The 9,243-nt window shown below is 61.5% G+C and carries 10 protein-coding genes; 4 read left to right on the top strand and 6 right to left on the bottom strand.

Annotated features, from left to right (window positions below):
* Both PPP56_RS06330 and glgP read left to right on the top strand, forming a co-directional pair.
* A partial coding sequence (locus tag PPP56_RS06330; RefSeq protein WP_353563192.1) for an SDR family oxidoreductase occupies positions 1 to 411 on the top strand: 411 nt, incomplete at its 5' end.
* A gap of 44 nt (positions 412 to 455) precedes the next feature.
* A complete protein-coding gene (gene glgP / locus PPP56_RS06325) occupies positions 456 to 2,522 on the top strand; it encodes an alpha-glucan family phosphorylase (protein WP_353563191.1) in 2,067 nt (688 codons plus the stop codon).
* Positions 2,523 to 2,734: 212 nt separating this feature from the next.
* Here glgP and PPP56_RS06320 read toward each other — a convergent pair whose 3' ends face one another.
* Positions 2,735 to 3,652: a L,D-transpeptidase gene (locus tag PPP56_RS06320; RefSeq protein ID WP_353563190.1), complete on the bottom strand. Its 918-nt coding sequence runs from the start codon at positions 3,650 to 3,652 to the stop codon at positions 2,735 to 2,737.
* A 42-nt stretch (positions 3,653 to 3,694) separates the two neighbouring features.
* Positions 3,695 to 4,213, bottom strand: a complete 519-nt coding sequence (locus tag PPP56_RS06315) for a hypothetical protein (RefSeq protein ID WP_353563189.1) — start codon at positions 4,211 to 4,213, stop codon at positions 3,695 to 3,697.
* A 297-nt stretch (positions 4,214 to 4,510) separates the two neighbouring features.
* On the opposite strand from PPP56_RS06315, the gene PPP56_RS06310 reads away from it, so the two are divergent.
* Positions 4,511 to 5,263: a DoxX family protein gene (locus PPP56_RS06310; RefSeq protein WP_353563188.1), complete on the top strand. Its 753-nt coding sequence runs from the start codon at positions 4,511 to 4,513 to the stop codon at positions 5,261 to 5,263.
* Between the two features lie 236 nt (positions 5,264 to 5,499).
* Here PPP56_RS06310 and xseB read toward each other — a convergent pair whose 3' ends face one another.
* The gene (gene xseB, locus PPP56_RS06305) at positions 5,500 to 5,733 is read right to left on the bottom strand and encodes an exodeoxyribonuclease VII small subunit (RefSeq protein WP_353563187.1); all 234 of its coding nucleotides are present in this window, start codon (positions 5,731 to 5,733) and stop codon (positions 5,500 to 5,502) included.
* Between the two features lie 223 nt (positions 5,734 to 5,956).
* Between xseB and PPP56_RS06300 the strand changes: the two genes are divergently transcribed.
* On the top strand, positions 5,957 to 6,736 hold the full coding sequence (locus PPP56_RS06300) for an SDR family NAD(P)-dependent oxidoreductase (protein ID WP_353563186.1): 780 nt from the start codon (positions 5,957 to 5,959) through the stop codon (positions 6,734 to 6,736).
* 110 nt (positions 6,737 to 6,846) lie between these two features.
* Here the strand turns inward: PPP56_RS06300 and PPP56_RS06295 are convergent, their stop codons facing one another.
* From PPP56_RS06295 to PPP56_RS06285, 3 genes are all read right to left on the bottom strand, one after another.
* Positions 6,847 to 7,818, bottom strand: a complete 972-nt coding sequence (locus PPP56_RS06295) for a YheT family hydrolase (RefSeq protein WP_353563185.1) — start codon at positions 7,816 to 7,818, stop codon at positions 6,847 to 6,849.
* Between the two features lie 12 nt (positions 7,819 to 7,830).
* A complete protein-coding gene (pgeF, locus tag PPP56_RS06290; RefSeq protein ID WP_353563184.1) occupies positions 7,831 to 8,586 on the bottom strand; it encodes a peptidoglycan editing factor PgeF in 756 nt (251 codons plus the stop codon).
* Between the two features lie 57 nt (positions 8,587 to 8,643).
* Positions 8,644 to 9,243, bottom strand: a 600-nt coding sequence (locus PPP56_RS06285; protein ID WP_502912552.1) for a shikimate dehydrogenase family protein, incomplete at its 5' end; no start/stop codon positions are given.

Below are 9,243 nucleotides of genomic sequence, written 5' to 3'. Positions count from 1 at the left end.
GCCACCGACGACGACTACGCGCAGATGATGGATATCAACATGCGCACGCTCTTCAACACGGCACGGGCTGCGCTTCCGCATCTGCAGGCCCGCGACCATAGCTTTCTGCTGGGGGTGTCGGCCCCTGCTGCCGAGGACGGCGGCGCCGGCATGGGGCTTTATGCCGCATCCAAAGCCGCTGTCGCTGCCTACCTCAAGTCGCTGCGTGCCGAGTACAGCGAAACGGGCGTACGCGTGTCGACGCTCTACCCGATGGGGGTCGTCGACACCCCGGCCAACCGTAAAGCCATGCCCGACAGCGATCCGTCAACGTGGATTGCCCCAAAAGAACTCGCTGAAACCATGCTGCATGCCGCCACACGCTCGCCCCGTGGGCACATTCGAGCCCTTAAGGTGTACGCCGCTACGTAGTATCGGCTCTTTTACGCCATTCTGTTTCCCATTATTACTGCTTTATGACCACAACGGAAAAACTCGAAGCCATTGCCAACAACTTATGGTGGACGTGGACGCCCCGGGCCCGCAAGCTGTTTAAAGCGGTGCACCCGGAAGCCTTCGCTGCCGCTGGCAATAGCCCGCTTGCCGCGCTCCGTGCTGCCGATTCTGAGCGCCTTTCCGATCCTGAACTGACCCGTGAGGTCGACGCTGTCTACGAGGCCTTCAACGCTTATATGAAGGCCCCAGCGGAGATCGACGACGCCCCCGAAACGGCGTACTTCTGCATGGAGTACGGCCTGCACGAGAGCATGCCGCTCTACTCCGGCGGACTTGGCGTGCTGGCAGGCGACCATACCAAAGCCGCTGCCGACCTCGGGCTGCCCTTCACCGCTGTAGGACTGCTCCTTCGCGAGGGCTACTTTCACCAGTCGTTCGACGAAAAAGGCAACCAGCAGGCGAACTACCCACCGCTCGACCCGGAAAAGCAACCCCTTTCGCTTGTCACCAATCCTGACGTAGAACCTCTGCGCGTATCGGTACCCATCGGAGGTACGAGCGTTCAGGTGCAGGCCTGGGAGGCGAAGCTGGGGCACGTCTCGCTCTACCTGCTCGACACCGACCACGAAGGCAATCCCGAGCCGCTGCGTGGCCTTACACGACGCCTCTATCAGGGCGGCGACCGTGAGCGCATTCGCCAGGAGCTCGTGCTTGGCGTGGGCGGACTGCGCCTGCTGCGCGCCCTCGGCAATCAGCCCGACGTGTACCATGCCAACGAGGGCCACTGCGCCTTCCTCATGTTTGAGCTGATGCGTGAGCACATGGAAACCGGCACCAGCCACGCCGAGGCCGAAGCAGCCGTGCGCGATTCGGTGGTCTTCACCACGCACACGCCCGTTCCTGCCGGACACGACCGCTTCGCTCCCGACCTCTTTACCACCGAGATGGCCGGCTACGCCAGCGAGCACCCGCTCGATGTAGATGAGCTTGCTCCGTATGGCCGGGTCGACCCCGACGACGAAACCGAAGAGTTCGTCATGACGGTGCTCGGACTGAACCTGTCGCGCGCAGCCAACGGCGTGTCGAAGATCAATGGACGCGTGGCGCAGCAGCAGTGGCAAGACATGTACCCCGACCGCGACGTCGAAGAGGTGCCCATCGGGTCGATCACCAATGGCGTACATCTGCCTACCTGGACCGCCGCCCCGGCGCGCGACTTCATCGCGGCCAACGTGTCGGGCGACTGGGCGCGCGAACGCCAGGAGCAAGACTTCTGGGCGCCCCTCGGCGAGCTCGACGACGCTACGCTCTGGGCCTATCGCTGCAAGCTTCGCGAACGGCTCTTGAACTATGCCGCCGATCACGTAGAGCGGCAGTCGCTGACTATGGAGCCCAACCTCGATCCCGATGCACTTACCATCGGTTTCGCACGACGGTTTGCCACCTACAAGCGCGCCCCGCTCATCTTTACCGATATTGAGCGAGCCCGCAAGCTGTTTGCCGATGGCGATCGCCCCATCCAGATCCTGTTTGCCGGTAAAGCCCACCCCGACGATGAGGGTGGACAGGCATTCATCAAGCGGATCTACCAGATCAGCCAGGAGACCGGCTTCAAAGGCCGCGTGCTCATGCTCGAAAACTATAACATGGAGACCGGACGCATGCTCGTCTCCGGATCCGATGTCTGGCTCAATAACCCGCGTCGCCCCATGGAGGCCAGCGGCACCAGCGGGCAGAAGATCGCCGCGCATGGCGGCCTCAACCTGTCGGTGCTCGATGGCTGGTGGCCAGAAGGCTACAACGGCGAAAACGGATGGGCTATCGGTCCTGAAGCCACGGGCGTGTTCTCTCCCCGAGGCCCCGAGGGGCAGAAGAAGGAAGACGCCCGCGACGCCGAGTCGCTCTACACGCAGCTCGAAACGTCGGTCGTCCCCGACTTCTACAACCGCAACGCCGATGGCATCCCCACAGCGTGGGTCAGCCGCATGCGTGACGCCATGACCGGCCTCCCTGCACCGTTCTCGGCCAAGCGCATGGTCATCGACTACGTCAACACGATGTATCGCCAACCGGTAGAACAGGTCTAATTAGATCTATACCACGGGCTTTTCCAGGGCCCAAACGCAACACGCAAGCGGGAGCGTCCCCTCATCGGGGCGCTCCCGCTTCGCATTGTACTGTACTGCTGTAAAGCGTTACTGTAAGGCGTTGCTCTTAGAGCCTGCTCTTGCAACCTCGTATGTGCGCAGAAGACCGTTCCACCTGAACACCTGCCTGAACAACCAGACCAGCCTCCTCTCTACCGGCTGCTTCGCCACCGATCGGTGATACGCTGCTGGTTGGTGCCGGGCTCTACGTCGTACGGGTCTTGGGGAAGCGTAACGCGATTCAACACCGGATACCGGCGCCCGTAGTCAAACAAGTTGGGGTCGCCCTCGGGGTCATCGCCCAGCACGAGCACCATAGAGCCCGGCTCCAAGAGGCGCCCCTGACGTGAACGCACATCGGTGCGCCCTGTCGACGTCGTCCAGGCATCGGCCCAGTTGTAGACCCACTCAGCATCGGTATCAATCATGCGCACACAGCCGCGGCTTGTGGGCCCCCCGGTTGGCATCGGGTACTGGTGGATGTGGATGCCCCGGGCATCGTGAAAGTTGAACACCCAGTACATCTCCCAGTCCTCATCAGGTGGGCTCAGACTGGAGACGCGGTACTCTTCTTTCCAGTTGAAGTTGAAGCGGCCGTTGGGCGTTGGGTACTCCTCGGGATCGCCTGTATTTATAATGCCCCACCGCTGCAGCACCCCGTACTCGTATGCAGCAAACGCCTGCACCTCCTTGTGGATGATGAAGAGCTTATCCTCGTTGCGAGCTCCCGGATAGTACCTCGGAAACGGCGAATACGCACGGAAGTCCACCTCAAACTCCGTCGGCACGATCACCGTATCGCCCAGCGCAAGCTGCCCCAGCGAGGTACGGTTGATGAGCTCCACAAGCTGCGAGCGTTTACGCCCCAACTCCATGTCGCCCTCACCCAGTTCACGGTACATCGCCGCACGGGCAATGACCGTATTCTTACGCGGTTCGTCGAACACATAGTATTCGTAGTAGACCTCAGGCAGCGCATCCAGGTTTTCGGCCTGGATGTTCAGCAGATGCTCGACAGCAAACTGGTCGATGTAGCGCTGTGCGTCCGCTGCCATCGGCAGCAAAAGCAAAGCGAAAAAGAGTGGTAGAATACGACGGTACATAGCTTTTCTTTAAGCCGGGTGGGCGAGAGAGAACGCGCGAGCGTGCCAGGTAGAGCCGGCAGGCTGCTCAAAGGCTCCGCTTCGCAGGGCACGGAGTTCGGTGATGCTCGGGTCGAACACCGGGGTTGTGGCGTCGACGACTTCTTGACTGGCGAGACCGGCAAACGCAGTTCGAGGCACAACCGATACATCACCTTCAGGCGTGCGGTGCGCTACCGTAAGGGCCGAAGCCCAGCGGATCTCCTGGGCCTGGGCCGCCTGGTTAATCGTCTGCACAAGTGCATCGGTAGCACAGCCAGATATCGACTGCCCCGGAGCGTCTATGTGGGCAGCCACAAACAGAAACCGATCATCGCGCCATGCCGCCTGGGCCGTTACCGGACGACCGTGCGAATCCCACGTTTCGAAAAAGGATTGCAACACGTCGACCGTCGCTTTCTGAGCCTGCGGCGTAACGTCATGGTCTGCGACATGCACCCACAGGCGTGCAGAGCCAGGAAGAGATGGAAACAAAGCTGAATCAGACATATGATCTAAGCACCTACGTAAAGGCTGTGGATGTCTTTTGTAAGCCCATTTCTGGCCGGAGTTGCAGAGCAGTACCTTACAACGCCTCCCTGCAACGCGTACGATGCTGAACCTTACCGGTGCCGCGTGCCCGCAGCAGTACACCGCTTGCATATTATTGTGGAGATATCGCCAAGATGTCCAGAAGCCGTAATCTGTTCCCCGTTGCCCTCCGGTTTAAGCAACACCTATTGTGGAGATTGCTTAAACGATCTGAAGAAAAGCCATGAATGCCTGCTCAAGACTAAAAAACCTGCCATGAACCGCATACAGCAATGGGTCGCTTGGATCCGTGACAACCCCGACATGATGATCGATGTAATCCGTGTCTATCTGGGCATTGGACTCATGGTGCGTGGGTTCCTGTTTATATCGCACGCCGACGGGATCGCTGCGCTGGTCGATCTGTCCGAGTTCTCCCTCGCGTCTGCTGCCCTGGCGCACTACGTCACGTTTGCTCACCTAATTGGCGGAGCCCTGCTCGCGGCAGGCTTGTTCACGCGCTTTGCCGCACTCATTCAGATTCCCGTCCTGGTCGGAGCCGTCTCGCTGGTTCACTTTCAGGAAGGATTGCTCACAGCCGGGCAGTCGCTTGAGTTCTCGGCTCTCGTGCTGTTTCTGCTTGCCGTTGTTTTTGTCTTCGGCGCCGGACGCCTTTCAGCCGACTACTACGTATTTGTACAAGACCATGAGGAGGCGGCTTCACGCCCCGACATATTGAGCCCGGAGCGCATCAAGGAGCGTATCAAAGAGCGCGCCGCCGCTGAGGTCGACACTGCCCCAGCCGCCATGGCAACGTCCGCTCCCAGAGAGTGCTCATGCGGGAATGATATTACCCATCCACGCGTGGTCGCCGAACCCCGGTACTCCATCTGGGCCGGCTTCTACTTCATGCTCGGCATCTCGGCTCCAGTGCGCGAAGTCGTGTTCTACTGCCAGGAATGCGGCACCATCATGAAGCGCACCAAAGACGCCGAAATGCTTCGTCAGTATCGCTGGCACACGGGCTGAACTGCGGTGCCCACCCACATACGGTACAGGGGGATGCGTAACGCTCGTGCCTATTGCCAGGGGAGGCTGCCGAACAGGCGGCCTCTCCTTTTTGATGGCAGCACCACATCGCTCAGGCGACCGCTCTCGCTGCTTTCTCTTACGCTGTGGTGCGTACAGGCCATAATCATGCAGACCACGGCACTTCCGGAATAGGCGTCGTCAGAACAGGTCGGTGACGCGTGACTGCTAGCCTGCTATCGCTCCAGATCCAACTCCTGCATGCGCTGTTCAGCCTCATCGAGGCGCCCCAGGCAACGCTGAGCCAGCGTCACGCCCTCTTCGTATGCGTCAAGCGCATCGTCGAGAGGCGGCGGGTTGTTTTCGAGCTGGTCGACCAGCTCTTCGAGCCGAGCCAGATCGTGCTCGAACGAGGCGTCGCGGTCCGATGCAGATGCATCGGTTGGGGAGGTGTTGGAGGCATCAGCCATAGCGTGAACGGATGAATCCATAAGTGCATGGTAACGTCGCGGTATGCTGCGTGCTCGCGTTTTGCTCATGGGAAAGGTACGCACGCAGAGGGGTGCCTGTGGTTGGCACGCACATGTCTTAACGGTGCAGCAGCGCACAGGATGCATCCTTTGCGGCTATGCCTCCGTTGGGAAGCCGTGCAATACACGATGTTCTTCTTTTACCCAACCCAGCTTTAACGCTATGGACCTGCACCTGACCGACAAAGTGGCGCTCATCACGGGCGCCAGCCGGGGCATCGGGAAGTATATCGCCGAAGCGCTCGCACGAGAAGGCTGCGCCGTGGGCATCTGTGCTCGCTCCGAAGATGACCTGAATGAAACGGCTACGCACATCCGTGATGCATACGGGGTCTCGGTATACACCGAGGTGGCCGACCTTACACAGTCCGATACGCCGGGCACTTTTGTCGAAAAGGCTGCCGAAGCGCTCGGAGGCGTTGACATCTATGTAGGCAACGTGGGCGGCAACCTGCGGGGCGACTTCATGGAGCTCTCCGACGATGACTGGGACGCTATCATCGACCTGAACCTGAAGTCACATGTCCGCGCCAGCCGTGCGGCCATTCCTCACATCCGGAACGCGGGCGGCGGATCAATCTGCTACATCAGCTCCATCTACGGACGCGAGCTCGGCGGGGCCGGGCTCACGCTTTACAACACTACGAAGTCGGCCCTCATCAGCATGGGCAAGGTCATGGCCCAGGAGCTGGCTCCCGAGAATATTCGCGTGAACACGGTAGCGCCCGGCTCTATTCGCTTTCCCGGAGGCAGCTGGGATCGCCGCGTGAAGGAGAATCCAGAAGCAATGCAGGCGTTCGTAGAGGAAAATCTGCCGATCGGACGCTTCGGACGTGCTGAGGAGGTTGCAGATGCCGTGGCGTTTCTGGTCTCCGAGCGCGCAAGCCTCATCACCGGCGCCTGCATCAACATAGACGGCGGACAGTCGCACTCGCTTATCTGAATATCTGGTTGTCTAAGCCGCACCAGGGCACACTACGCCGGGGTACACTACGCCGGGGTACGCTACGCCGGGGGGGTACGCTACGCTGGAGAACGCTGCGCTGGAGAACGCTACGCCCCGCCCCGCAAGAACGCTGCGGCCCGCATCTCCGACCAGTATACGCCCGACTCCGAGAACGTGACGAACCCCACGTGCCCCCCGCTGTCGGGCACTTCGAGATGAACATGCGGGTGGTCTTGCGCTTCGGCAAAGGGGTAGCTCGACGCTGGAAGAAACGGATCGTTGGCGGCGTTTACCAGCAGCACAGGGCGCTCGATCTGCGTGAGCAGCGGCTTGCTGCTGGCCTCGCGGTAGTAGGTGGATGCGTTCGCAAATCCGTTAAGGGGAGCTGTGTAGGCATCATCGAATGCGACAAGCGAGCGAATCTCACGCAGCGGGGCCGTCGATACGGCTCCTGGATGCATCGCTGCCTTGCGACGAATGGTCTTACGCAGCTTACGCAGGAAATAGAACGTGTAGTGCGCGTTCGTCCACCGGTCGATCTGCCGGGCGGCGGGCCCAAGGTCGACCGGCGTAGATATCGCAACGGCCCGGCGTACACACGCCGGCGCCATGACTCCGCGCTCGCCCAGGTACTTGAGCGTAAGGTTGCCGCCAAGGCTGAACCCTACCAGCATGATGGTATCATACCCTCTCGACTGCACGTGCTCAACCACACACGCAAGGTCTTCGGTCTTTCCGCTGTGGTAGGTCGGCAGCGTGCGGTTGGGCTTCGTACCACACCCCCGCAGATTCCACGCCAGCACGTCCCACCCATCGTGGCGTAGCGTACGGGCCATTCCGCGCATGTAGGGGCGGTGGATGTCGCCTTCGAGCCCATGTGTAAGCACCGCAGCCCCACGCGCCGGCGTAGGCACCGACGGCGCCCACGCCGCCTCCAGAAAATCGCCATCGGGGGTGTCGATACGCTCGGTGCGGTCGTAGGGGGACGCAACCGACCGTGCCACCGACGAGAACACCGTCTGCACGTGGCCGCCGGAAAGTCCGATCGGGGCGCGGTAGGTGGATGTGAGGATAGCCATGCGTCGGGGCCCTTATTCGTGAGGGTCTAAACGATATCCGATAACGCCCATCATGCGCCCGGTTGCCGGTCCGTTTGCGCGGTGCGAGAAGAGTCCTTCCGAAGAGGCGGTGCAGTGCGCATCCACCTGAATCTGTGCCTCGGGCACGCCGGCGGCGCGTAGCTGCCGGTGCAGCGCGCGCTTCAGGTCGACATGCGGACGCCCGCCATACGTCGTGTCGACAACCGCTTCGTCGAACTGAGCGGCAACATCCGGGCCCACCTCAAAAGCATCCACTCCGATGCATGGGCTGATGTATGCCTGAATGCGTGTGGGGGTGGCCCCCTGCTGTTTCATCGCTTCAAGCGTATTGGGCAGGATGCCGGCTACCGTGCCGCGCCACCCCGAGTGACAGGCCGCCACGACCCCCGCCTCAAGATCGGCACAGAGCACTGCGGCACAGTCGGCCGTAACCACAGAGAGAAAAAGAGTAGGGGTCGTGGTTACGAGAGCATCGCAGTCGGGATAATATCCGGGCGCATCCACCTTACGCACCGTGGCGCCATGGACCTGTCCGGCCCGTGCCAGCTGGTCGGAGGCAATGCCGAGGGCGTCGCACACGCGCCGCCTGTTCTCCGCAACGGCCTCGGGCGCATCGTCGACATCTGGGCCTACGTTGAGCGAGTCGTATGGCGGACTGCTCACACCGCCGTATCGCGTTGAGAAGCCAGCGACCAGTCCAGACGCCTGAGCCAGCCGGGGGCGAATAACGGGAGAGCGAGGCAACATAGCAATACGCAACGTAAGGGCAACCAGGTGGGATTTCGTGCACATGCAGCACAGAGGTTACACGTCAGGACCCGTGGGGAGCATCGAGAGCAGTTCGTCGCGGACCTGGTCGGTGGGCATCGAGCGGTCGGTCCACAGCGCGTACGAAGCTGCCGCCTGCCCGATTAGCATCTCCAGGCCGTCTTGCGTGTCTGCTCCTTCGCGAGCGGCCTCGCGCAAGAGGCGGGTGGGACGTGGCGCATAAACCAGATCATAAACCAGATGGTCCGGCGAGAAGCACTCCGCCCGGGGCCAGGGGGTGTCATCGGCATGAGGCGCCATGCCCACAGGGGTCGCATTCACAACGAGCCGGCTCCGCCGCACGGCCTCATCTGCCTCGTCTAAGGGCTCTGCCACGAGCGTTGTTGCAGGATCGGCGTGGGCCTGCATAACGTCCAGCAGCGCCTCGGCCTGAGCCGGGCGACGGGCGGCTACGGTGAGCGCAGACGGCGCATAGGTGGTGATCAGCGCATATGCCGCAGCGCGCGCTGCCCCGCCAGCCCCAAGAATAGTCATATCCGCCCCGTGTAGCCCCGCACGACCGGAAAGCGGCGCCAGAAAGCCGGCTACATCGGTGTTATCGCCATGGAGCGTACGCTCCTCTCCATCGTGCTGTGC

The organism is Longimonas sp. (genome assembly GCF_040409695.1).
Lineage (GTDB): Bacteria > Bacteroidota > Rhodothermia > Rhodothermales > Salinibacteraceae > Longimonas.
Note: the sequence above shows the minus strand (reverse complement) of the source record. Positions and strands in the feature narration are given on the sequence as shown.

Coding starts and splice junctions, on each gene's coding strand:
- xseB (WP_353563187.1), bottom strand. CDS start 5,733: ATGGCTGATGCCTCCAACACCTCCCCAACCGATGCATCTGCATCGGAC.
- pgeF (WP_353563184.1), bottom strand. CDS start 8,586: ATGTTGCCTCGCTCTCCCGTTATTCGCCCCCGGCTGGCTCAGGCGTCT.
- glgP (WP_353563191.1), top strand. CDS start 456: ATGACCACAACGGAAAAACTCGAAGCCATTGCCAACAACTTATGGTGG.
- PPP56_RS06295 (WP_353563185.1), bottom strand. CDS start 7,818: ATGGCTATCCTCACATCCACCTACCGCGCCCCGATCGGACTTTCCGGC.
- PPP56_RS06310 (WP_353563188.1), top strand. CDS start 4,511: ATGAACCGCATACAGCAATGGGTCGCTTGGATCCGTGACAACCCCGAC.
- PPP56_RS06300 (WP_353563186.1), top strand. CDS start 5,957: ATGGACCTGCACCTGACCGACAAAGTGGCGCTCATCACGGGCGCCAGC.
- PPP56_RS06315 (WP_353563189.1), bottom strand. CDS start 4,213: ATGTCTGATTCAGCTTTGTTTCCATCTCTTCCTGGCTCTGCACGCCTG.